The 23,482-nt window shown below is 39.0% G+C and carries 19 protein-coding genes and 1 pseudogene; 14 read left to right on the top strand and 6 right to left on the bottom strand.

Translation table 11 applies throughout. The features are described 5' to 3' along the window. Positions 1-98 precede the first annotated feature (98 nt). Positions 99-2,162, bottom strand: a complete 2,064-nt coding sequence (gene metG, locus N5J47_RS08245; RefSeq protein WP_279959512.1) for a methionine--tRNA ligase — start codon at positions 2,160-2,162, stop codon at positions 99-101. A 145-nt stretch (positions 2,163-2,307) separates the two neighbouring features. On the opposite strand from metG, the gene N5J47_RS08240 reads away from it, so the two are divergent. After that, positions 2,308-2,985: a hypothetical protein gene (locus N5J47_RS08240; RefSeq protein WP_279959511.1), complete on the top strand. Its 678-nt coding sequence runs from the start codon at positions 2,308-2,310 to the stop codon at positions 2,983-2,985. 73 nt (positions 2,986-3,058) lie between these two features. On the opposite strand, the gene N5J47_RS08235 is transcribed toward N5J47_RS08240, so the two are convergent. Beyond that, positions 3,059-3,556: a hypothetical protein gene (locus tag N5J47_RS08235; RefSeq protein ID WP_279959510.1), complete on the bottom strand. Its 498-nt coding sequence runs from the start codon at positions 3,554-3,556 to the stop codon at positions 3,059-3,061. Between the two features lie 108 nt (positions 3,557-3,664). Between N5J47_RS08235 and N5J47_RS08230 the strand changes: the two genes are divergently transcribed. The 3 genes from N5J47_RS08230 (at position 3,665) to apbC (ending at position 6,317) form a co-directional block, all read left to right on the top strand. Then, positions 3,665-4,207, top strand: a complete 543-nt coding sequence (locus N5J47_RS08230; RefSeq protein WP_279959509.1) for a GNAT family N-acetyltransferase — start codon at positions 3,665-3,667, stop codon at positions 4,205-4,207. A gap of 185 nt (positions 4,208-4,392) precedes the next feature. Beyond that, the gene (locus N5J47_RS08225; RefSeq protein WP_279959508.1) at positions 4,393-4,929 is read left to right on the top strand and encodes a hypothetical protein; all 537 of its coding nucleotides are present in this window, start codon (positions 4,393-4,395) and stop codon (positions 4,927-4,929) included. A 158-nt stretch (positions 4,930-5,087) separates the two neighbouring features. Then, the gene (gene apbC, locus N5J47_RS08220) at positions 5,088-6,317 is read left to right on the top strand and encodes an iron-sulfur cluster carrier protein ApbC (protein WP_279959507.1); all 1,230 of its coding nucleotides are present in this window, start codon (positions 5,088-5,090) and stop codon (positions 6,315-6,317) included. A gap of 18 nt (positions 6,318-6,335) precedes the next feature. Here the strand turns inward: apbC and N5J47_RS08215 are convergent, their stop codons facing one another. Then, a complete protein-coding gene (locus N5J47_RS08215) occupies positions 6,336-6,908 on the bottom strand; it encodes a DUF2062 domain-containing protein (RefSeq protein WP_279959506.1) in 573 nt (190 codons plus the stop codon). 311 nt (positions 6,909-7,219) lie between these two features. Between N5J47_RS08215 and N5J47_RS08210 the strand changes: the two genes are divergently transcribed. Then, the gene (locus N5J47_RS08210; protein ID WP_279959505.1) at positions 7,220-7,813 is read left to right on the top strand and encodes a LysE family transporter; all 594 of its coding nucleotides are present in this window, start codon (positions 7,220-7,222) and stop codon (positions 7,811-7,813) included. A gap of 107 nt (positions 7,814-7,920) precedes the next feature. Continuing rightward, on the top strand, positions 7,921-8,490 hold the full coding sequence (dcd, locus tag N5J47_RS08205; RefSeq protein WP_004675063.1) for a dCTP deaminase: 570 nt from the start codon (positions 7,921-7,923) through the stop codon (positions 8,488-8,490). Between the two features lie 248 nt (positions 8,491-8,738). Here the strand turns inward: dcd and N5J47_RS08200 are convergent, their stop codons facing one another. Continuing rightward, complete coding sequence (locus tag N5J47_RS08200) at positions 8,739-9,671, bottom strand: IS5 family transposase (protein WP_279959504.1); 933 nt, start codon at positions 9,669-9,671, stop codon at positions 8,739-8,741. A 44-nt stretch (positions 9,672-9,715) separates the two neighbouring features. Here N5J47_RS08200 and N5J47_RS08195 point away from each other — a divergent pair. The 8 genes and pseudogenes from N5J47_RS08195 to N5J47_RS08160 all read left to right on the top strand — a co-directional run. After that, positions 9,716-10,408: pseudogene (locus N5J47_RS08195) on the top strand (ShlB/FhaC/HecB family hemolysin secretion/activation protein); the annotation flags it as partial. A gap of 223 nt (positions 10,409-10,631) precedes the next feature. After that, the gene (locus tag N5J47_RS08190; RefSeq protein ID WP_279959502.1) at positions 10,632-12,911 is read left to right on the top strand and encodes a hypothetical protein; all 2,280 of its coding nucleotides are present in this window, start codon (positions 10,632-10,634) and stop codon (positions 12,909-12,911) included. Between the two features lie 90 nt (positions 12,912-13,001). Continuing rightward, entirely contained in the window at positions 13,002-13,601 is a 600-nt protein-coding gene (locus N5J47_RS08185; protein ID WP_279959574.1) for a hypothetical protein, read from the top strand. Positions 13,602-13,624: 23 nt separating this feature from the next. Beyond that, a complete protein-coding gene (locus tag N5J47_RS08180; protein ID WP_279959501.1) occupies positions 13,625-16,144 on the top strand; it encodes a DUF6160 family protein in 2,520 nt (839 codons plus the stop codon). A gap of 33 nt (positions 16,145-16,177) precedes the next feature. Further along, positions 16,178-17,848 carry a hypothetical protein gene (locus N5J47_RS08175; protein ID WP_279959500.1) on the top strand — a complete coding sequence of 557 codons (1,671 nt, stop codon included), beginning with the start codon at positions 16,178-16,180 and terminating at the stop codon, positions 17,846-17,848. 348 nt (positions 17,849-18,196) lie between these two features. Next, positions 18,197-19,645 (top strand): hypothetical protein, encoded by a 1,449-nt coding sequence (locus tag N5J47_RS08170; protein WP_279962407.1) that lies wholly within the window; start codon positions 18,197-18,199, stop codon positions 19,643-19,645. Between the two features lie 137 nt (positions 19,646-19,782). Beyond that, positions 19,783-20,823, top strand: a complete 1,041-nt coding sequence (locus N5J47_RS08165) for a DUF6160 family protein (RefSeq protein WP_279959498.1) — start codon at positions 19,783-19,785, stop codon at positions 20,821-20,823. A 102-nt stretch (positions 20,824-20,925) separates the two neighbouring features. Further along, entirely contained in the window at positions 20,926-21,534 is a 609-nt protein-coding gene (locus tag N5J47_RS08160; protein WP_279959497.1) for a Uma2 family endonuclease, read from the top strand. On the opposite strand, the gene N5J47_RS08155 is transcribed toward N5J47_RS08160, so the two are convergent. Both N5J47_RS08155 and ccsA read right to left on the bottom strand, forming a co-directional pair. Continuing rightward, on the bottom strand, positions 21,531-22,457 hold the full coding sequence (locus N5J47_RS08155) for a tRNA-dihydrouridine synthase (protein ID WP_279959496.1): 927 nt from the start codon (positions 22,455-22,457) through the stop codon (positions 21,531-21,533). The two genes, N5J47_RS08160 and N5J47_RS08155, sit on opposite strands and share 4 nt — an antisense overlap. Before the next feature lie 77 nt (positions 22,458-22,534). After that, complete coding sequence (gene ccsA / locus N5J47_RS08150) at positions 22,535-23,344, bottom strand: cytochrome c biogenesis protein CcsA (protein ID WP_279959495.1); 810 nt, start codon at positions 23,342-23,344, stop codon at positions 22,535-22,537. Positions 23,345-23,482 lie beyond the last annotated feature (138 nt).

The following is a 23,482-nucleotide window of genomic DNA, read 5'->3' as shown; positions in this document are numbered from 1 at the left end:
TTAAAAAATAAAAGCGTATGCATCTTATGTATTTATTTAAAAAAATCAATAAAAAAGACTCATAAACGAGTCTTTTTGAGATGAAAGGAAATAATGGCTTAAGACACCTTATCGCCAGCTTTCGCGCCACTGTCTGGTGAAATGATAAAGATACCCTCACCATTTCCAGCAGCAAGCACCATTCCATTTGAGATGCCAAAACGCATTTTACGCGGTGCAAGGTTGGCCACCATTACAACGAGTTTACCTTTTAAGTCTTCTGGTGCATATGAACCACGAATTCCACTGAACACATTACGTGGTTCTGCTTCGCCTATATCCAAAGTCAATTGCAGCAGTTTGTCCGAACCCTCAACTATAGTCGCTTCAAGCACTTGGGCAACACGCAGGTCAACTTTCAGGAAATCATCAATTTTTATAATGTTGGCATCATCCGCTGTAGTAGGAGCCTCAACTTTCTGTTCAGCCTTTTTCTCTTTTTTCTTCTCAGCTTTTGGCACTTCTACCGCAGCAGCCAAAGAATCTTTAGATGCATCCACCATTGCCGTAACCGCTTTTGGGTCAACACGCTGCATTAATGGCTGGAACTGTGCAATTTCGTGAGCCACTAAAATCTGCTTGCGAGATTCGAAGTCAAAGCTTGCAAGCTGTAAGAATGCCTGAACCTGTGCAGCAAGCGTTGGCAATACAGGTGACAGGTAAACCGCAAGCTGACGGAACAGGTTGATCCCCACCGAACAAACATCATGTACCTGTTGCTCCTGACCCTCTTGCTTGGCAAGTGCCCACGGTTTTTTCTCATCAATATACTGGTTGGCACGGTCTGCCAAGGCCATGATTTCACGAATTGCCGCAGAAAACTCGCGTGCCTCGTATGCCTTGGCAATTGAATCACCCGCATCAATAAAGCTTTGAACCAGCTCAGGTTCAGCACAGGTACTGGATAAAGTATTGTTGAAATTGCTGTTAATGAATTTCGCACAACGGCTGGCAATATTCACCACTTTACCGACAAGGTCTGAATTTACCTTTTGTACAAAGTCATCCAGATTTAAGTCTGAATCTTCAACTTTGTCAGAAAGCTTGGAGGCAAAGTAATAGCGTAAATATTCAGGATTCAAATGCTGTAAATAGGTCTCAGCTTTAATGAATGTGCCACGAGACTTTGACATCTTCTGACCATTCACAGTCAGGAAACCATTTACGAATAAACCTGATGGTGTGCGGTAGTTTGCACCCTCAAGCATGGCAGGCCAAAACAGCGCATGGAAATAAACAATGTCTTTACCAATGAAATGGTAGACTTCATTTTGAGAATCTTTTTTCCAGAAATCATCAAAACTTAAATCTGGACGTTTGGTTTTGATATAGTTTTCAAAACTCGACATATAACCAATCGGTGCATCGACCCAAACATAAAAATATTTATTTGGTGCATCTGGAATCTCAAAACCAAAATAAGGTGCATCACGGGAAATATCCCAATCAGATAAACCAGCATCGAACCATTCATCCAGCTTATTGGCAATCGAAACAGGTAAACGACCTTGATCACGCGTCCATTTTTGCAAATATTCAGCAAAATTAGGAAGCTTAAAGAAGTAGTGATCTGATGATTTTTCTACAGGCGTTGCACCACTCAAAGTTGAGCGTGGATCAAGTAATTCTGTTGCGTTATATGTTGTACCGCAGACTTCGCAAGCATCGCCGTACTGATCTTCAGATTTACATTTTGGGCAAGTCCCTTTAATAAAACGGTCAGACAGGAACATGCCTTTTTCAGGGTCAAACAACTGTGTGACAGGACGAATTGCAATATTGCCTGCTTCACGGTTCTTAATATAAATTTCTTCTGAACGAGCCTTGTTTTCATTACTATTGGTTGAATCATAGTGATCGAAATGCACACCAAATCCATCAAAATCACGAATATGCTCTTTCTGAACATTGGCAATTTGCGCTTCTGGACTGATGCCATTGGCTTCAGCACGCAGCATGATCGCTGTACCGTGAGCATCATCCGCACATACGTAAGTCACGTCATGACCCATTGCACGCATTGCACGAACCCAAATATCTGCCTGGATATAACCGAGTAAGTGTCCCATATGGATTGGACCATTGGCATAAGGGAGGGCATTGGTGACTAAAATTTTACGCACGGATATTGTTCTCTCATTCGTATTTACAAGGTGGATGATTTTACATGACTTAAGAGCGACTTGCACAAAGGAATCGGTGAAATCTTTTCAAATCTATAAGACTCTTAGATACAATTATGGGAAGTTAATATTTCAGATAGTTCCTATGCGTATACAAGAAATAAAGCAATATAGAAGTAATAGATTTGAGCGAGGTGCAGAACCTATAAAAAATTTCTGTAACATTGGTATAGAGTGTTCTACAGCTAGTAATCAATTGTTGGAAAATAATTATCAAAGTGAATTCAGTCATTTGATTGAGAGATCTATTGTTATATCGTTTATAAGTGCAGTAGAAGTCTATTATAAAGATATAGTGGACACTATTTTTAAATTATGTAATCCAGAATTTATAAAAGAGCCTTTGAAACATATTCATCAAAATAAATATGATATTAATGACCTGATTGATTTACATGTCAATATGATTCATCCATGTGAATTGGTAACCAATGGTCTTTCTTTTCAAAACACTGAAAGTATTGAACGAGTGTTTTCTAAATTTTTAAAAAAGGGTTTTTGGAGTTCTTTAAATGGCATGAAATTTAGATTTAAGGATACGCCTAAGAAAATAGCTACGTATGAGGATAAATATCTTCAATCTTTGAAATATTTATTTAACTTGCGTCATGAGCTTATACATGATGCTGCAAAAAGGAAATTTATAGATTCTGATTTGATTAAACATATTGATAATGCAAGTCTTTGCGTAATTTTTTCTAATATAATTTTGTTGAAGATGATTAATGAAAATTTAGATCCTGAGTTAAAGAGAAAAGATTAAATAAATCTTTTTATTTAATAGTTTATGACTTGTAAGGGATGTATAAGTGGTAAAAAGTATGTATCCCGAAAGATTACATACTCTGCATTTGTTTAACCGTTACGCTTTGCTTTGAATTTTTTCTCAATGAAATGATCTTTCCTTTAGATAGGAAGTGAATGTGATAGTTTTTTAGACCTTTCACTTTTGGATCAACTGTAATCTCGACATACAGTGGAGTTTGCCAAAGCTCATCACTTCCCAAAATACCTAACCAAGCCTGAGCTTTAACCGCAACAGTAAATTCATCTTTTATAGTTAGGTTACTGATACTGAGTTCACTACACCAATGTATTGTTTTTGGAAACTCTACCTTAGAAAATTTCCAGCATGCCAACAAAGCCAGACTGCTTTCAATTGAAGCCTGATCATTGCTTTCATTATGAATGACAGGAAGTAATTGTTTAGCTAAATCCTGTTCAAAAGAATCAATCATGTTCTGGATTCTTCTTTTACTCGAAAGGATATAGTTCAAACGTTTTTCTTGTGCCTGAAGTTCATGTTGAATTTCTAAAAGTTCATGTTCATTCATAGATGCTATTTTTACAATACAGTGCGGTTCAGAGAGAGCGGAAGTATATCTGAACTTATTCCCCATATTATTTATACTTTTTTTAATATCGACCCAATGGTTCTAAAAATGATCGAAACCCCAAGACTGATTTTACGACAATGGTTGGCTAAAGATTATCCGCATTTTGCCGAGATGAGTACCAATCCTCAGGTCATGGCCTATTTCCCAAAATTGCTCAACCCATCTGAAAGCAGCGCTTTCATTGATAGAATAAAGGCTCTTATTGAGCAACAGGGCTGGGGCTTCTGGGCGGTTGAATTAAAGGAGAACCATCAGTTTATTGGATTTGTGGGGTTACATTCACAGCCAGCACAATTTTCATTTTCACCCTGTGTTGAGGTTGGGTGGCGTTTGAATGAACCCTATTGGGGGAAAGGCTATGCAACGGAAGCCGCAAATGCTGTATTGGCTTTTGCGTTTGATCAGTTGCAACTAGATAAGGTGGTGTCTTTCACCACGGTGGAAAATGAAAAATCACAAGCTGTAATGAGAAAACTAAAAATGAGAAAAATCACGGAATTTCAGCATCCAGCACTGAAGCCAGATCACCCATTAAGTTGGCATGTTTTATATGAAATCTCTAAAAAAGAGTTTCAAAGTCAAAACTGACATGATTCATTGATAGGATTTTTATATCCAAAAATTCAAAAAGTTATCAATCAGCAATGATTTGAATCTTACTGTATCCCAATTGTTTCAATTTGCAGCAATTCCGCCAAGCTTTGGCAGAACCTTGTATAAATATAGGTAGAAAACAATTGTAGCTTTCACGACATAACAAGAGGAATAACACCATGAGTAATGACAAAATTGATCAGTTAAAAGATTTTGCCGCGAAAGACTTGGCACAGACCAAGGCAGACTTTCAGCAGGCAAAAGATAAAGCCAGTGAGGTGGGCAAAGACATTAAACAAAAAGGTCAGGAAACTGTCGAAGATGTTAAAAACTTTGCATCAAAAGACCTTGAGCAAACCAAAACTGACTTGCAGCAGGCAAAAGACAAAGCGAGTGAATTGAAACAAAAAGGTGAACAAGCGCTGGATGACTTAAAAAGTAATGCAAGTGAGCAATATGATGAAAGTAAGGCCGCTTTATCAAGCAAGGCTGATGAACTGAAAGATAAACTGGCTGATACGCAACATGCGGCGAAAGAGAAGTTTGAGCACTTTAAAGAAGAGGCAAGTCATAAACTTGATGATGCAAAGGCAAAAGCCGCTGAGTTAAAAGATGAGGCTGCTGCAAAACTTGATGACCTGAAAGCCCAGGCGAGCAATAAGCTGGATGATTTAAAGAAAGCTGCAACCGATGCTGTAAATAAACTCAAAGGTTAATCGTCGCTAAAGTTCTAAATCATGGACGTTCATATTGAGTGAAGAAAATACGCTATAAAAAATGAGCAATTATCTTCGTCGATGTGAGCGTCTATTCTGCAATACTGCTAAACTAACCAAACTCAGTGATATGTTGATCTGTTTTTGGAGTAAACAAAATGTCGTGGCTTTCTTCCTTAAAATCTGTTTTTTCACCTGCGCAAGAAGTCAAGGAAGATGACATTCAAACTGTTCTACAAAACTATACCCTGCCATATTCAGAGAATCGCTTAAAAGACCGTATTAGTCAGGTGAATGTACAAGGTCGTATTTTACAACTGACCATCAATACCTTTCCGCAAGAAAAAGACCATCTACAACAGATCCATGATGAGCTTGCCGAAGCCTTGGAAAAGTGTGGGATTCAGGAACTCAATCTTCATATCATCCAGCAAAAACATGCGGCCCATGGCGAAGCTGGGCATAGCTGTTCATCCAAGCCTAAAGCGGAAAATAGCAATTTGCCGCCAGTCATGGATGCCTCACCTAAAGCTGAAACTGATCCCAATAATCCACCAATTCAAAAAGCTGCGCCGCAGCAACGTGATGTGGCAGCCCATCCACGTATCCAGAATGTGATTCTGGTATCGTCGGGTAAAGGTGGGGTCGGTAAATCAACAACAACAGTCAACCTTGCACTTGCCTTGCAGCAATTGGGCTTAAAAGTTGGGGTCTTGGATGCGGATATTTATGGCCCAAGTATTCCAACCATGCTGGGTAATGCGGGTAGAACACCCCTGATTGAAAATGAGCACTTTGTTCCCCTTGATGCCTACGGCATGGCAGTACTGTCAATTGGACATCTGATTGGTGCAAACAATACCCCAGTGGCTTGGCGAGGACCGAAAGCAACAGGCGCACTCATGCAATTGTTTAATCAAACCTTGTGGCCTGATCTGGATGTGTTGGTGATTGATATGCCACCAGGCACTGGAGACATTCAACTTACTTTGGCACAGCGTATCCCAGTCACGGGTGCCGTCATTGTGACCACACCGCAAAATGTTGCACTCATGGATGCGGTAAAAGGCATTGAATTATTTAATAAAGTGAACATCCCTGTATTGGGCGTGATTGAAAATATGTCCACCCATATCTGCTCTAACTGTGGTCATGAAGAGCAGATTTTTGGTAAAGGCGGCGGCGATCAGTTATCTGGGCAATACCATATTCCATTGCTTGGACGCTTGCCTTTAGATGCTAAAATTCGTGAGCATGCGGATAATGGTAAACCGAGCGTGATTGCACAGGATAGCGCAGGGGAAAGCTATATCAATATTGCCCAGGCTGTAATACAACAAATGGAAAAGTTGCCTAAACGCCAAAGAGATGACAAACGAATTTTCTAAAGTAAAAGACCTCTAAATTTAGAGGTCTTTTTTTATCTGATTATTTATGACTTGAGCATTCTTTCTTTTATTCCATGAATAAATCACACTCCAACGCCATAGCAAATGTGTTGTGAAATAAAATAAAATGGCAAACAGGATCGCTTCTATGACCAGTCCAGAAACAAGAATCTTGGCTAAGCTAAAATCAATATGACCATGACCAAAGTTCTTTAGCCAATTCATGATTTGGTGCAGAACCCCAAGCAGCATATCTTTATTAATCATATTCACATGATAGATTTTAGTGCCGAACCAGAAGCCTAAATATAAAATTGGCACCACTGTAAAAGGATTGGTCAGCCATGCCATACATAGCCCAATTGGCAGGTTCACTTCCAGCCATAAAATGGTCAAAATAATAAATACGCTATGAAAAGGGACAGGTAAAATACCCCAAAATGTTCCAATAAACATCGCCTTGGCAATTGAGCGACGGTTTACATACCAAAGCAATGGATTTAAGGTACGTTGACCAAAAATCCTCATAAACTTTAAATTCGCGACCTTTTCCGAAGAGGGTAGCCATTTATGAAAGAATTGCTTAGGCATAAATTGAGGGGTACATATCAGGAAAAGAAGTTGGTATACCTATAAAATAGCACCATTTACTTAGTAAAAACTTAAAATGACTTCAAACTTGGGCTATTTTACAAACATTATTTAACCAATACGTTACATTTACTGTATTTAAAATTACCAGTTTTTATGCAGTGACTTTAGAGTAAAGAGGACTTGAAATTGTAAAAATGTAGATAAAACATTTATTTAAATAATCTGCCGTCATAAGTGCTTACAGTTAAAATTTTGCTATGGATAAGTAATTGGATTAATGTAAAAACATCTTTTAGTGAGGTCATTCAATGATTTCATGGTTTTTTATTGGTTTAGTCATAACCATTTTGCTTACTCCTGGTCCAACCAACACCCTGCTTGCATCTTCAGGTATTCAGGTGGGGTTGCGTAAATCATTATTACTCATTCCAGCAGAGGCGACTGGCTATATCATTGCAATCAGTGCATGGGGAATGCTGATCGGTAAAGTTTCCGCTACAGTACCTTTATTACCCACTTTTCTTAAATTATTGAGCGCAGGCTATATTGTTTTTCTGGCTGTAAAATTATGGCGTACTGCCGATCAGGAAGTGGCCTTAAACCAGCCGACCATTCGCCCGCGTGAGTTATTGTGTGCGACTTTACTCAACCCTAAAGCGTTATTATTTGCCTCAGCTATTTTTCCAGCAGTGGCGTGGAACAGTCAGCAAATCTACATGGCGCATATGAGTACATTTGTTGCACTGATTCTTCCAATTGCATTGTTCTGGATTTCTGTTGGTGCAGCGCTCGCCACCAATAAAGTAAAATGGTTGTCGCAATCCAAATTACAACGTACTGCATCAGTTGTTTTGGTTAGCTTCTCAATTCCAATTAGCTACTCAGCACTGATCAATTTATAATATTCCAGGCTCTATCAATGATCCCAGAATAGAGCTGTTATTTCCATTGATGTTATTTTACGTTAAAGTACCTGCCAATCATTCACTTCGTCTTTGGATAAAAAGTCATGGCAATAAAATCTGATCGTTGGATTCGTGAAATGAGCGAAAAACACGGCATGATTGAACCTTATGCAGAAAATCAAGTTCGTTTCGATGCAAACGGAGAAAAACTGATTTCCTATGGGGTATCCAGCTATGGCTACGATGTCCGTTGCGCGAGAGAGTTTAAGGTATTTACCAATGTCCACTCTGCCATTGTCGATCCAAAAAACTTTGATGACAGAAGCTTTATTGATATTGAATCTGATGTCTGCATTATTCCACCAAACTCCTTTGCACTTGCACGTACCATTGAATATTTTCGTATACCACGTAATGTGTTGACTGTGTGTCTTGGTAAATCGACTTATGCACGTTGCGGTATCATTGTAAATGTAACACCGCTAGAACCAGAGTGGGAAGGTCATGTGACACTTGAATTTTCAAATACAACCAACCTGCCAGCACGTATCTATGCAGGTGAGGGAGTAGCACAAATGCTGTTTTTTGAAAGTGATGAAGTGTGTGAAACTTCTTATAAAGACCGTGGCGGCAAGTATCAGGGGCAAACAGGGGTAACTTTGCCGAAGACATAAATTACTGTCATATAAGATAAAAAATTATTTTAACCATTGGTAAGTTAATAACAATGGTTAAAATAATAAATGAAATATGGATAATCTTTATAGATTATAAGGATAATAAAAATATTAATGTATTTGTCGATTGCTATAGTGAAAGATAAAGTAGAAAAATACTTATAATAATCTTCTGATTATTTGTTGTGAAAATGGCTTTGTTGCATAAAGCATTTTAAGGCAAAGTTCTGCTAGGCGCCTCAAATTTAAGTGACAACTCGGGTGTGAGGTCGGCCTAATTCATTAAATTTATTTAAGACTGCCACACGTGCATGAATCTCGTTGACTTGACTGTCAAAATTTCTAGAACGGAGTTTATCGCCCAATAACTTAATGCAATGCATCTTGGTTTCAACCAAACTTCTCCGATGATAGCCACACCATTTTTTCCATATCGCCCTACCTAAATGCTTAACTGTCCGAAGTAGTTCATTTCTTTGTAGCGAATGGGTCTTTGTATCTTTCCAAGGCTTCGCATTCTTTCTCGGCGGAATGACAGCATAGGCTTGCCGATCTGCAATGACCTGACGGCATTGTTTTGTGTCATAAGCCCCGTCTGTATAGACTGAATCAATCTGCTCATCCAATGGGATTTGATTAAGTAAATCTCCAAGAACTTGTGAATCACTGATATTATTTGTCGTAAGCTGAACGGCACGTATTTGCAGTGTTTCGGCATCTATACCAATATGCAGTTTACGCCATTGGCGACGATATTCGGGCTGATGTTTCTTACACTTCCATTCGCCTTCACCTAAAAATTTTAACCCCGTAGAGTCGACGAGTAGGTGTAACCCATCAGGACTTTTCTGATAGCTTATCGCAATATCAATATGCTTTTGTCGTCTACAGAGGGTGGAGTAATCTGGTGCTGTCCAATTCAAGCCACAGAGTTTAATCAAGCTTTGAGCAAAGCCAGTGACCATACGTAAAGAAAGACGGAATAGAGATTTGATCATTAAACAGCATTGAATCGCTGTATCTGAATAAGTTTGATTTCGTCCGTGCTTGCCTTGTGGCTGTGCATACCATTGGGTCTTAGGATCAAACCAGATTGAAATATTTCCTCGCTTGATTAAAGCTTGGTTATACGAGGACCAATTGGTTGTACGGTAGATTTTAGGTGCACGCTTCTTCATCTGGAAATTATATTGCTGAAGAAGCCTTCAAGAATAGCTTTATGCAACAAAGCCGTGTGAAACTATTACTAGAAAAAAGAAAGCTGTTTGATGAGATTGCAGCGACAGATACCCAAACATCAAAGCGGGTGGATGCAGGCCGTGTTGCCCTGAATTTTAGCCGTACGGATGAATGGGGAATAGGTGCTATAACAGGCGGAGTGAATCAACTGGAATTTATCACAACAGTTGGAAATCTTGATATACAGAGCCCATCGGCATTCAATATAGACCGTATGTCAGCAAAGACGTATGGAAGTTTTAACAAATATGAGCTTAAACTTTCCAGACAGCAGAGGTTAACAGCATCAAGCTGGTTGACGGGAGAGCTTTATGGGCAGCTCGCCTCCAAAAACCTGGATTCAGCCGAGAAGTTTTCATTTCATCAAATGCGTGCGTACCCTACAGCAGAGGGACTGGGGGATCAGGGTTGGGGAGCAACAGTTAACCTCTATTACCAACTCAGCCCGTTGATAAGTGCATATTTATTTCAGGACAGTGGAAAAATACAACAGAATAAAGATGTATATCTGGCTGAGAAAAATAGTCGCTATTTAGGTAGTACAGGCATTGGTTTTGGAGGAGGCTATCAGGGTTTTGACTATAATGCGACTGTGGCATGGCGGGATACCTCAGCAGCTAAGAGTGATACAGACCGAAATCCAAGGCTATTGCTACAAGCAGGGTGGCGGTTTTGACTTCTCACTTATCGGAAAAATGTAACATTTAACCAGTTTGTTTTGCATTTGTGTAAATATTGGGCATAATGAAAAATGAGATTGCATAGGCAAAATTTGTCTATATTTGAGTGATGCTAGGAGGCACATCTTTAACTCTAACTTTGAGGGTAGATGAAATCATTCAAAAGGGATTTAAGAAAAATAACGCTGGTGCAGAGCATCGTGTAACAGGAAGGTCAAGATGACTACACTTCATACGGTATCATTTCAAAAAACTGTTTTAGCAAGCCTGATTGGTTTATGTTTAAGCCAGTCTGCTTTTGCGTTGCAAGAAATTTCTGATGATAGCTTGAGTGAGACAACTGGTGAAGGGATTGCACTTTTACCGCAAGATTTTTCATTCCGTTTAAATGGTGCAGATACAGCCAATAGCGGACAGGGTACATATGGTACGGGCTATATTCGTTTGATTCCTGTAGGACCTTTATCTACCACTCAAGAAAGCAAAGGTTATCAAAAATCTGATGTTTATTTGTATGGACTTTCTCTAGCCCAATCTAAAAGAGGCTATGCTGATACGAGTACTGGTCGAACCTCAACAGATTGGGGAGTCCCTTTTGGGGCAATCGGGACTGGAGCGGCTGATTTTGGTCAAAAAATTACTTCCTGGGGAACATTTGATAACCCTTGGGTCATTAAAACGCTTACTAACCCAGATGTGCCAGATTTTACTGGTGCAATTAATGGTGTAACTTATTTAACTTTGGAAGCTCCTCTTTACAAGACTGGAACTATTGCCTCTACCGATGCTGACTATAATCTCAAGTTGGGATTCTGGGCAGATGCGTTTATGCGCGATAAAACTCTGGCAGACAGTGGTACATATAATACCAATGAACTGAAAAATCGTTTGCGTTTAGGATTTGTATGGGATGGTTTCAGCATTAATGGTTCAAATGTAAAAATATTTCAGACTTTAGGTGGTGTTGCAGCAAATGGGCCAACATATAATGCGACGCTACAAGTACCAAACCCTGCCTTTAATTATAATATTGCACCTAATACCACGACGAATAGATTGTATATTGATCAAGCATATACTTTTAACTCTGGTTTAAATACCTCTTATAATAAAACGTTTGGTATGGCTGGATTATTACGTTTAAATAGCGTGCCAACTGATACAGCAGAAAGACGAGGAGTAGTGTCTGCACAAACAGTCACTCGAGAAATTAGATCTATAGTTTATGATCCGACATATGTAGATCCAGTTACAAATATTAAAGGTCGTTTTTCAGAAGGCGCTGTTTTACAAACAGTGACTGGCGGTAACATGACAGTGGCAAATGCCAATGCTGCGAATAATCAAACTGATTTACGAACTTCTTATGATCCACCAACCAATGCAACGGTATCTGGTTCATTTCCTAATGGCGGGATGTGTGGTAGTCCTAAGCCAAATACAGCAAGTAATGCAAGTAGTAGTGTTCAGGTAGGTCAATGTTATAATCAAAATGGTTTTACTACTCGCCGCTTCAAGGCATATGGTAATAACACATGGACACCACCTAAAACAAAAAGTGTGATTCGTATTAGCACACAGGAGTTGGTTGGTGGGAGTTATGACAACAGTACACCAGCGCTAGGTGGAACTGTACCCAATTTTTCTGCCAATAATTATACTGCACCCAATGATCGGGCAGATGGAATCTTCTTATATGACCCAAATATTAATCTAGTCTTGGGTAATTTTTATCAACCGCTGATGTTCAGTACCGATGGAAATAACTTTTCCATTGAGTTGGCTCGTGTACCAAATGTGCCAGAAGTATATCGTCGGATTTATACGCGTTATTTAACAATTGATCCATTAACTGATATTAAGGATAGTAGTGGTAAGGTGCTGGTTGCTAAAAGTGCAGATACGACCACTACCTACTCGGGTTCAACCTGCAACATTTATCAGTGCGGTACAGCAAGCGGTGGCTATCAAGGTAATACTGCGACCCATAGTAGTATCACAATTGGATCAACAGTTCGTGCAGATACTAAAACAATAGGTACAACAACATTAAATAATCTAAACTATTTAGAGGCTTATCAGGGGGTGGAGGCTTATGGTGTATCTATTGGGGAGTTAAAAACAGGCACTAATTTATCCAGTAGTAAACAAGAAGATTTTACTCAGGTTTGGCAAAGAAGTAGAACAGGAACTTGTGGATTATTTGATATATGTGGTTCTTGGAGTGCTTGGCCAACGAACTGGACTGCGGTAGCACCGAAAGCTGCAATTACAGGACAAGCTCATCCATCATTAAACCGTCCTGATCCTTATGAAACAACGTGGCGACAAAACACTAATAATCAAATATTGGGAATACAGACGACTATGCCATCAGATATGGCTGGTAAGATTAATAGTATGAGTCCTCCTGGAGCGACAGTTTCCAATAACTTTGGTTCAGCTGTTATTGATGGTTTACTCATTCAGCATTTTAAATTTTCAACCACTGGACTTTAAGGGATGAAGAATATGAAAGATTATAATAAAACCTTGAGTACATGGTGTCTGATAATTGGATGTTTAGGATTATCGCCGTTTGCGATAGCGATGGAAAATTTAAATGATATTGACTTGGAGCAAGTGACGGGACAGGCAGGTGCGGACTTGTCTTTAAAAATTAACTTAAACCATACCAGTGCAGGCGTATTGGATACTAGTGCTGCTGTATGTGGAGATTTAAGATTTTGCCGTTTAGGTATTTCTTTAAACAACCGTTACCACGATGGTACTCAGGATACAGTAAATGCCACGACAGGAGTAATTACGCCATCAATTACGGGGCGAAAACAATGGCTGGTTTTTAAGGGAATTCAGGGAACCATGAATATTCCCTATATTGGACTGGATGGTGAAGATATTACCTATGCCTCTACACAGCATGCAGCCATTAAATTATCTTTTGACCCAAATCGTCCCATTCAACTTAAAAATGTAGGTTTTGAATCATTATCAATTGAAACAGATACTGTAGCGGCAGAAGGGTCTGGTAATGTACCAGGTTATTTAACTCCTGCAACATTGTATGGTGGAACAGGGTTTGATGCCAATAAAGAAAAAGGTTTTATGGGGATGAAAATGACAGGTAATTTGTCATTGACTGGAAATATCAAGATATTTTCTTGTGGTGATAGTCACTCACGTTGTTAAAACAAAAATAAGGAAAGTAACCGATGAAAAGGAAAGCAATCAATACTCGCCATTTTGTTTTAACCGCATTGGCAAGTAGTATTCTTCTTTCACAAAGTGTGTATGCTTTGCAGGAACTAAAAGATAATGACTTGAGTCAGGTAAATGCTCAGGATGGTCTTTATGTGCAAACTGAATATAAGCAAATGGACTTTGATCAGTTATATTGGCAGGACAAGACGGGAACACCAACTGGGGAAAATATCTTAAATGCTACCGCAAATGGTGTAAAAATACGTAAAAATAACAACTACCAAAGTGGCAATTACCAATTAGGCACCAATTATAAAATTCATACAGGTACAACGGGAACAGGAGTAAATTCCAAGGCTGGTTTGGATCTTGAAGTTTTAACCAAACCATCTACAATCTCTGTTCAAGGTTTTCGTGTTTGTAACCAAACGACAGGTAATTGTGATCCTTTGATTGGTAATGTCGCTATTCAAACGGATGATATTCTGAATATACGTTTCCAGACTAAAAATGGACTGTTTGATCCAGATTCTCAATCAGACTTAGAGCTGGGCCTAAAAAATATTAATATGTATTTTGGTTTGAATAGTGGTACAGCCAATTACTTTAACCAACTTATTTTAAGAAATTTTAACTTTAATTTCTTGGGTAAGGGGGTGATGTATGTTGACCCGACCAAAGGTTTAATATTACAAACCAATAAGGTTTCTGCTTCATCTGCTGCCAGTAAGACGCAAGTACCAACAGATGTTTATGGTTACATTGATTTTAAGCGTGTGCCTATCCCTAACCAAACTGTTGCCAGTAGTGTAAACGCAACCTATAAGGACACTGATACGAGTTCACCTACTTATGGCGTAGCAACAAGTTCAGGATTGAATATAGAGTTGATGACCAAAAAAAATGCTTATGTTGACTCAACCAGTCCAGTCTATGCTTTAACTGCAGGAACAAATGAAACAGAGGCAGCTAAGGGATTGATTCGTGTTGGGGCAAGTGGTCGTATGGTCAACAGCTTTCTACAAATTCGTGGTATTAATGCAACAGGTCAGGATGTAACCAAGAATATCTTGGGTTATGCAACCACTACAGATAATGGTGATCCCTCAGTATCCACAGGTGCAAATGGCACAATTCTAGGTTCTACAGGCATTGGTGTGCGTTTGCGTGGTGAGTTTACCAATGAAGGTGATGCTATGCTGGGTAATCAACTTGGATCAGCAGGTTCAGCAACAACCCTAGAGATTGGTGGTGCAGGTACAAACACGTTTGGTTTTGAATTTAGTAAATTAAGTCCATTGATGTCAAATTCAGTGGAACGTGCCTATTTTGATAGCGGTAATGTTTATTTGGGATTGGCGAATACCCGACATTTGTTATTACCTACTAATACTGTATTAAATAGTGCGCGTTTTGGTGGTACTGGTGGAACTTTAACCACAGCAAATGACTATAAGCAGCAAATAGCAGACTCAACCACGTCTGCAGGACAAACGCCAAATAGTTTGGTGGTTGCCATTCGAGGTGGAGAATTCCAGGCGGTTTCAAAACGCGGTCGCTTTACTTCAAGTACTGGAGTTTCAGCTGCCAATGCAATTCCTTTGACAGGTCCAGGAAGTGGTGAAGACAATGCTTGGGGTTTGGGGCTACCATTCTATAACCTAAACAGTAACATTGCGGTCTACTCAACCAAATATACAGGTCAAGTTTATAATTTAAACAATACAACCAATGTAGTGACCCCATCAACTGTAACCAATGTTGACCGTTTGGGATTGGCACTTGGTTTAAGTGTACAGGGTCGTAACGATGATGGTACAAAAACCACCTCAATTATGGTGGTCGATGCTGATCGAAACTACTATGTAGGTTTACGTAATATTGATATGTTGTTACGTGGCTATGGAAGCATGGGTTTTGAAAATGGAAATGTGAATGTCGATCTAAAAAATTTGTTAATGGTCATGGCTGCTGAGATTGCAGCAGGCTATTTGCCAAGTTACGTCAATCCAAGTTTAACAGGAACAGCCCTCACTGCTCCAAGTAACATCAAAAACTCTCTTAAAAGTAAAGATGATATTTTATTCGGTTTGAAACTCAAAATGTTGGGTGATATGAATTTTAGTTTGGTGCCTAACAACGAAATTTCAAACCAAAATGGTAACCGACTTTCTATCGTTGGGCGTTATAAACTAACTGATGGTACCATTCAACTCAGCGACCCGATTGAAGAGTCAATTATTGGTTTTGATAAAATATCAGGTTTAATTGCCTTTAATAATGCGATTGTGGTAAACAAGGACAATGTTGGGTTTAACTACTCTTTTGATATTAATCCTTCTGACCAGTCTGCCTCAGATAGGGAAGCCAATGTTCTAAAAGTTCGTGATATCAACTTTTATCCACCTGTAGACCCGCCAGTGGGCTGGAATCCTGCTAACACTTATAATAATCGGGCACAACGTTTGGGTGAAATGGTCATGACAGGTGGGCGTATTAGTTCAGAATTTGCGTTAAAACCACGTAATTAATAGATAAAGAGGAAAAAAGTGATGAAACAGGGAATGAAAAAAACGCTTTTGGCATCTTGTTTATTGGCTATAGTAACAAATGGTGCATGGGCAAACGGTTTGGTGTCAATGAGTGATGAGGAGCTTTCTGCAGCACAAGGGCAAGCCTTAATTTCGATGGCTTATACTGCTCCTACAGGTGATGGGACGGGTGCTGGTAGTACAAATAATTATTTAAATTACGGTTACTACAAATTAGGTTTAGAAGCCAAAATGGAACTTAATGCCAATATCCGTAGATTACAATTGGGGTGCGGGGGAAGAAACGGATCTGATAATTGTGACATTGATATTGAAAATTTATCCTTGAGTGGACCTGCTGATGGTAGTATCAATAACAAAGCACGGATAGATCAATTAAAAGCGATCACCAACCGTACAACGGCACAGCAGACAGAGCTGGATGGACTTATTGCAATACAGGGTACGCCAACTTGGTCGCAAGGACGTGCCAACACCAGTGCTGTGTTGACCAATCCCTTTATTGAGTTTGCGGTTAAAAATCCAACCAGCGCAGCAACCCGTGAAGTAGTTGGCTTTCGTTTAAGTGCTGAGAATATATTAGGACATATGTCAGCAGGGACTGTAAATGACAAAGACCCAGCTACAGATAAATCTACAGGTGGTGGAATTAATTCATTTAGTGGCTATCTTCAGGTAGCAACTACACCTGTAAATGCTTTTACTGACCCTGCGATGTTTGGAACCACACCTGATCAGATTATTTATGCAAAGATTACAGCTCTAGGTTTTAGTCGAGTCTCTATAACCAATCCCAATAAGATGACCCCTGGTCAGCCTGGTTATGTCAATCCGCAGAATGATAGTGACCTGAGGGATGCAGCATTCAAATATAATGGCAATGCAATCTGGGGAATTAATGTTCCATCGCAATTTGTACAGTTTAATTTCCCTCAAACTGCTGTCACAGGAAATCGTATGTCACAGCTAAATTTAGTGGTTAATGATGTACCAATCCCAACAATTGCAATTGGGGCTAATAGTGGTGCACTTGCAATGACGCAGGATCAGTCGATTGTTGGTCTTGCAGGTTCTGCAACTTTCTTTATGGGGGCAAAAGGGACAACTGCTGCAGGTTGTGCGGCAACTATTAATACAACAAACTGTTCTTATATTACCAATTTAAAAACTAATGTAACAGTTAAACAAAATTTTAACCTGATTCATAATTTACCAATTACCAGTGGGGGATATTTATCTCTTCAAAAAGAAGCGCTACGTTGGCCAGGCAGTGCGAGTGCATTTACTTATGATTTAACATCGCAGAAATTAACCCCACGTTCTGATAGCTATGTTGCTGTACCAACTGAGGTAATGAACCAGGGAGATATTGCTCAACCAGGCTGGTGGTTGTCATTTAAGGACCCACTGGATTTTGGTGAGTTAAATCCGACCACTGGTATTCCAATGCAAGATGTACTCCCACAGATAGCGACATTTATTACCAATTATTTATCGCAAAATAATATTGCTTTAGATCCTGGAACTGCTTTAGGTGCTGCATTTGGTGCGCCTATCTATCAGGGAATCGGTAATGTTCAGTTGGCAAATGATGCACGCGCTATAATGGTGCTACAGAACTTATTACTTGATGGTAACCAAAAACCTGTGGCAAACTGTTTTGGTGGTTTAAAATTTTGCTAAATTAAAATTACAGTAAAAAAGTGATTTTTAAATCGCTTTTTTACTGTATGGAGTCCTATTCTTGAATCTAGCAATGCTATATCGTTAGCATTACTTTCTTTTGTGATTAATTTTTAAGCCTGATTAACCTTATATTTCTGCTGATCATTTATCCTCTATATTATATGACTCAATAAATGTTAAATAGAGACTAAAAGTGTTGAATGGGTTTTAATGTATGTTTTTGATAAATAATATAATATATTGAAATTTGATAAAATTATACCTTATATTTACAAAAAAAAAATTAAAATAGGTTCAGAATGATTAAAATTGTCAAAAATACTGGTGATATAAGGGATGTATTCAGTGAGCGAAAAGTTAACATATCAAACTATTATGTTTTCAACCATGTTGGCATTGGCTGGTTGTGGCGGAGGAGGTTCTTCAGCAACACCGACCCCAACGCCTACACCGACTCCAACGCCTACACCGACCCCAACGCCTACACCGACTCCAACGCCTACACCGACTCCAACGCCTACACCGACTCCAACGCCTACAAAGACTGCACCTTGTCAGGTGAGTTTTGAACAATGGAAACAATTGCAAATAGATGACAATTTAACGCAAACTAATAGTAATTTAGATTGTTATGGCTTTCAGTCAGCTGTACTTGAAAGTGCTGATACCAAGCAAACAACTTATTTATGGGGAGACAATCTACTTGAACCAACAATTATGGTAAAGAATCAAAATGGAAAACTAATAAATAAAGTATTTTTTCCACCTAAATCAAATATAACAACAACTTGTTTACCAGCAAAAGAAGTTATAGATCGTTTGTTTATTGGGCAAACCTTAAATGATGTCTCAAGTAAGCTTGGCTGCTCAGGAATATATAGTTATAGTTCAAGTAGTAGCAATAATCGTATTTCATCCTATTATGTTTGGGTGAATACAAATCAAGACAGCCTGACTATTGAGTTTGATGCAAATAGCAAATTAGTCGCAAAAATTTATACTAAAGCAACTCCAACAGTTGAAACCTGCCAACCTTCTCGTAGCCAGTGGGATAAAATAAAGATTGCTGATCCATACGAAACTGCTAAAAATGAAATGGGTTGTGAGGGAGTATTAATAGAGAGTACAGATAGTAATGGTGTGCCTGATTATTTTAAAGTAAGAGGATGGGCGAAACAGGATAGCCATAGCGAAGATCGAGCTGTGCTAGGATTTGAAGATAATTTACTAAAATATAAACAGTTTATCTTTAAAGATGAAAAAACGGCATGTATGCCAGATATTAAGAAATGGCAGGCTTTGACTGCTAATATGACTTATGAACAAACTAAAGCAGCCCTTGAATGTGGTGATGGAACATTACAGATGCTCTATGCAACTTCTGATAAAGCAACAGAACTACAATCAGTTTATAGCTGGAAAAATTCTTTATTGGATGAGGATGGTAACGTACCAATTGGTGGGGTGGTCCATAAATTTAGCTTTACGGGTGATAAACTACAAGGAAAAGAATATACAAATTATACTCAGCCTTTTTCAACTTGTACTCCAACAGAAGCGGGATTGGACAAAATTGCGATTGGTCAGAACTGGACAAATACACAGAATCAGCAAGCTATGGGTTGTGAGGCCTCGCTTAGTTATGCATTGGAAGATGTAAATGGCAATGCTGTAAAACAGTACTCATGGGGAACTTTAAAGAAAGATACTGTAACGACCAATGCCTATGTTTCTGTAGATAGTCAAGGTATTGTAAGAAGTAAATCGATTAGCCTTATTCCACCTACAAAGTAAGAAATAAGTAGTTCTGGCTTCTGGTAAGATTACAGAAGTCAGAAATATAATAACGATTATCGGTTTTACATTGTGATTTGCTCAAACTATGTTAAGCTGTCGTACATATTTTAAACATTTGTCTATGGATTAGGGCAATGCTAAAAAACAAGAAAATAGGATGCTTATCACTGTTGTTGTTAAGCCCATTGACGATGGCAATGCAGCCTTTAGATGATCAAAGTCTTTCTGTGGCTACAGGTCAGGATGGCTTAAATATCGGTGTACAACTTCCAAAGATTGAGTTTAATCAGGTTGCAATTATTGATACCGATGGGTTTGCAAAACAGGGTGATATTCCTAAATTGCCAAAAGCAGCTTTGGTTTTTGCAGCAAACCCAGGTGCATCAACAATACCTATTGGTGTGGATTTTGTGCAGACATTTGCATCAGACAGTACTGTGACAACAACGCCGTTACAGTTTAGGGCAATAGTTGATACTGATAAAGGAACGGGAGCGAATGGTGCATTTGCAAATATTGCATTGTCTTTTGGGAATAATGTCAATGGAATGCGTATAAAACCATTTTCAATTTATTTGGTACCAGACAATCTTAATGCAATTTCATCATTAGATCCTTTAACCAATAATTATCAACCAAAATCTATTTTTAGTTCAGGCACGACACTGAAATCGAATAACATTAAAGAGTTATTACGAACTGATAATATTGATATTAAGTTTATAGCAGCAAATAAGCCAACAATGAATATTCAGCTTGGAGCTGCTCCACAAGGACATATGATTAAATTTGGTGGGGCTATTGATTCCATTTGTGGGCCAACGACAGCTAACCCTGATGGTTGTACGTTTAATTTAGTTTCTGGAGCAACTGGCGCTAAATTTAAGTTGCAAATGACTGCGGATGATAGTGGTGGCATTGATTCAACTAATATAACAGGCTTTTCTCTCAAAGGTTTTTACGCTGGAATTGAGACGAATGGTTTAGTATTTGGGAATATAGGTAAATCAGAAAAGTTTAATGCTGCCTTAAATAATGTGTGGCTAGGTGATACGATTCCCACAGGAAGTTTAGACTCCAATACATTTAATGGATTACAAAATGGTTCTATGGGGAGCTGGGGAATAAAAGGCGCTTCAATTACTGATCTAAAAGTTAAAGTGAGTGGACTATAACCATCAAATGTTATATTGGTTTTCCAAAGCGGCTTCGGTCGCTTTTTTTTGGCTAAAAAATGCTATATGTTATTTCACAGTACAGATTCATAGGAAATGAGCATGTCACTTGCAAAAAAATATGGTGTGATTTCTGAACAGGAGTATTTAGAGGGGGAATTGTTGTCGGATATTCGCCATGAATATATCAATGGTGCAGTCTATGCTATGGTCGGTGCGCATAAATACCATAATCAGATTGTGATGACACTTTCCAATACCTTTTATAATCATTTACTGGGAAAACCATGTCAACCCTATGCTTCGGACATGAAAGTTAAAATTGATAAAAAATACTTTTATCCAGATGTCATGGTGGATTTTAGCCAAGAAGATATCGACTATTTTATTGAAAAACCAAGTATTATTATGGAAGTTTTATCGAAATCAACGCGTCAGCGTGACAAGACCGACAAACGCCTAGCTTATTTTCAGATTCCGACTTTAAAAGAATATGTCATGATTGAACAGGACTTTGTTGAAATTGAATTTTGGTCACGAGATCAAGATAATCTTTGGCAACAGTCAGTTTATTATTTAGGTGATAATATTACGTTTCATTCGATTGGTTTGACTGTTTCAGTTGAGGATATTTACCGTCAGGTTAAAAATGAAGATATGTTGGCATGGTGGGAGAAGAAGCAGCAACAAGAGCTGGATCTAGAAGCCTAATTCTTTAAATATTGTAAAATCTCATCCATTTGTTTAAGTTTTTTAACCTGGTTCCAAAGCGCTTGTGCTTCTGGATATGCTTTGGTCATCATACCCAGCCATTGTTTATAGCGTCCAATCATTCCAATTTCGGTCTTAAATTGACCACTTAAAAAGCGTTGTTGCAACTCAACTAAATCCCGCCATGACAAAACAGCTTGATCCTTATTCTGACGGATACATAAGGTTAAATCTGGTGTAGTCACAGCTCCACGACCAATCATCAAATCTTGACAATGTGATTGTTGCAAGCATGCTTTGGCATCTGCATTATTCCAGATTTCACCATTGGCAATGACATTGATTTTTAGTGCTTCAGTAATTGGCTGAATTTTTTCCCAGTAGGCGGGCGGGGTATAACCATCGGCTTTGGTTCGTGCATGCACTGTTAGCCAGCTTGCGCCAGCATCTTCTATGGCATGTGCATTATCAAGGGTATGGTTTTCGTCTAAATAACCAAGGCGCATTTTTGCTGAAACGGGAATATGTGCAGGAACAGCATCACGAACAGCTTTTACCAGTTGGTGTACTGTTTCTGGCTCATCCAGTAAGATGGAACCACCACGATGACGGTTGACCGTTTTGGCAGGACAGCCAAAATTGAGATCAATTGCAGGTGCGCCCAGTTCCACAACTTTCGCGGCATTGGCGGCCAACATCTCTGGATTATTTCCAAGAAACTGTACATGCACAGGTGTGCCTGCTGCGGTTTTGCCATCAGTTTTTAATTCTGGGCAGAAGCCATAATACACATGGTCTGGCAGAATGCTCTCGGTAATACGAATAAACTCGGTCACGCACCAATCAAAACTGCCAACATGGGTGAGCACATCACGCATGATTGGATCAGTCAGACCTTCCATTGGGGCGAGTATAAGTTTCACGATCATTACCTAGTAGAGCAAAAGCAGCGTTATACGCATTTTAAGATAGGCTGTCCAGTATTTTAGGATACCTGAATTTAGCGGCCTAAAATCATTTCCAGAACAAATTTGCTGCCTATAAAACCAATCGCAAGCAATATAAAACCTGTAATGGTAAAACGAATCGCCTTGCGTCCTCGCCAACCAAATTTGTAGTGTCCAATCAGTAATGCTCCATAGAGGAACCATGACACAATACTAAAGGCAGTTTTATGCGCAAGGTGCTGGGCAAAGAAATTGTCAATGGTAAAGAAACCAAACAGCAAGGCTGCTGTGAGTAAACCAAAACCTGTGATGATCAAGTCGAACAGGAGGGACTCCATGATTTGAAAAGGAGGTAACAGGTTGACCCAAATGCGTTTTTTTTGTTTCTTTTTCAGTTCCCTGTCCTGAAACCAAAGCAGTACCGCCTGAATGGTTGCCATTAACAAAACAGCATAGGCAGAAAGGGATAAAATAATGTGTAAATCCAGACCAACGGAATGTCGTTCAATGACCTGATTGGATTGACTAAATGCATATCCCAGAATCAGGCCAACTGCGGCAACTGGCGTGCCAATCAGGTTTAATGGCAAGATTGGACGTAGTAAGCTCAGGATTAGGCTGAGCGCCAGCATTAGTCCCGAAGTAAAGGAAATCAGGTTGAATACATCATAATTGACGCCCATTGGTGTCATCATGTCCCGATACAGTACAGCGCCGTGCAGGACCACTCCCAAGCTGACAATAAGACCATAGCACCAGAGATTTGGGGTACGTTTTGACATTAGGTGTATAAACAGATACCAAAAGGAACTGGTATATGCAACAAGTGCCAAAATTGTGTAAACCAAGGGGAGACTGATCATGTCAAACCTTTTTTAGGAGGATGAATAATATTCACCATATAAGATATAAATTCGCTTCGAACTACAGTATCCTATAGCATTCTATGCATAAATTTTCTATTTTAAGAAAGATTTTTTTGCAACTAGCCATTTTAAGCG

The sequence above is a fragment of the Acinetobacter sp. GD03645 genome, from assembly GCF_029845285.1.
Lineage (GTDB): Bacteria > Pseudomonadota > Gammaproteobacteria > Pseudomonadales > Moraxellaceae > Acinetobacter > Acinetobacter corruptisaponis.
This window is presented reverse-complemented; position numbering and strand designations above follow the sequence as displayed.

Coding starts and splice junctions, on each gene's coding strand:
- N5J47_RS08240 (WP_279959511.1), top strand. CDS start 2,308: ATGCGTATACAAGAAATAAAGCAATATAGAAGTAATAGATTTGAGCGA.
- N5J47_RS08235 (WP_279959510.1), bottom strand. CDS start 3,556: ATGAATGAACATGAACTTTTAGAAATTCAACATGAACTTCAGGCACAA.
- N5J47_RS08230 (WP_279959509.1), top strand. CDS start 3,665: ATGATCGAAACCCCAAGACTGATTTTACGACAATGGTTGGCTAAAGAT.
- N5J47_RS08225 (WP_279959508.1), top strand. CDS start 4,393: ATGAGTAATGACAAAATTGATCAGTTAAAAGATTTTGCCGCGAAAGAC.
- apbC (WP_279959507.1), top strand. CDS start 5,088: ATGTCGTGGCTTTCTTCCTTAAAATCTGTTTTTTCACCTGCGCAAGAA.
- N5J47_RS08215 (WP_279959506.1), bottom strand. CDS start 6,908: ATGCCTAAGCAATTCTTTCATAAATGGCTACCCTCTTCGGAAAAGGTC.
- N5J47_RS08210 (WP_279959505.1), top strand. CDS start 7,220: ATGATTTCATGGTTTTTTATTGGTTTAGTCATAACCATTTTGCTTACT.
- dcd (WP_004675063.1), top strand. CDS start 7,921: ATGGCAATAAAATCTGATCGTTGGATTCGTGAAATGAGCGAAAAACAC.
- N5J47_RS08200 (WP_279959504.1), bottom strand. CDS start 9,671: ATGAAGAAGCGTGCACCTAAAATCTACCGTACAACCAATTGGTCCTCG.
- N5J47_RS08190 (WP_279959502.1), top strand. CDS start 10,632: ATGACTACACTTCATACGGTATCATTTCAAAAAACTGTTTTAGCAAGC.
- N5J47_RS08185 (WP_279959574.1), top strand. CDS start 13,002: ATGGAAAATTTAAATGATATTGACTTGGAGCAAGTGACGGGACAGGCA.
- N5J47_RS08180 (WP_279959501.1), top strand. CDS start 13,625: ATGAAAAGGAAAGCAATCAATACTCGCCATTTTGTTTTAACCGCATTG.
- N5J47_RS08175 (WP_279959500.1), top strand. CDS start 16,178: ATGAAAAAAACGCTTTTGGCATCTTGTTTATTGGCTATAGTAACAAAT.
- N5J47_RS08165 (WP_279959498.1), top strand. CDS start 19,783: ATGCTAAAAAACAAGAAAATAGGATGCTTATCACTGTTGTTGTTAAGC.
- N5J47_RS08160 (WP_279959497.1), top strand. CDS start 20,926: ATGTCACTTGCAAAAAAATATGGTGTGATTTCTGAACAGGAGTATTTA.
- ccsA (WP_279959495.1), bottom strand. CDS start 23,344: ATGATCAGTCTCCCCTTGGTTTACACAATTTTGGCACTTGTTGCATAT.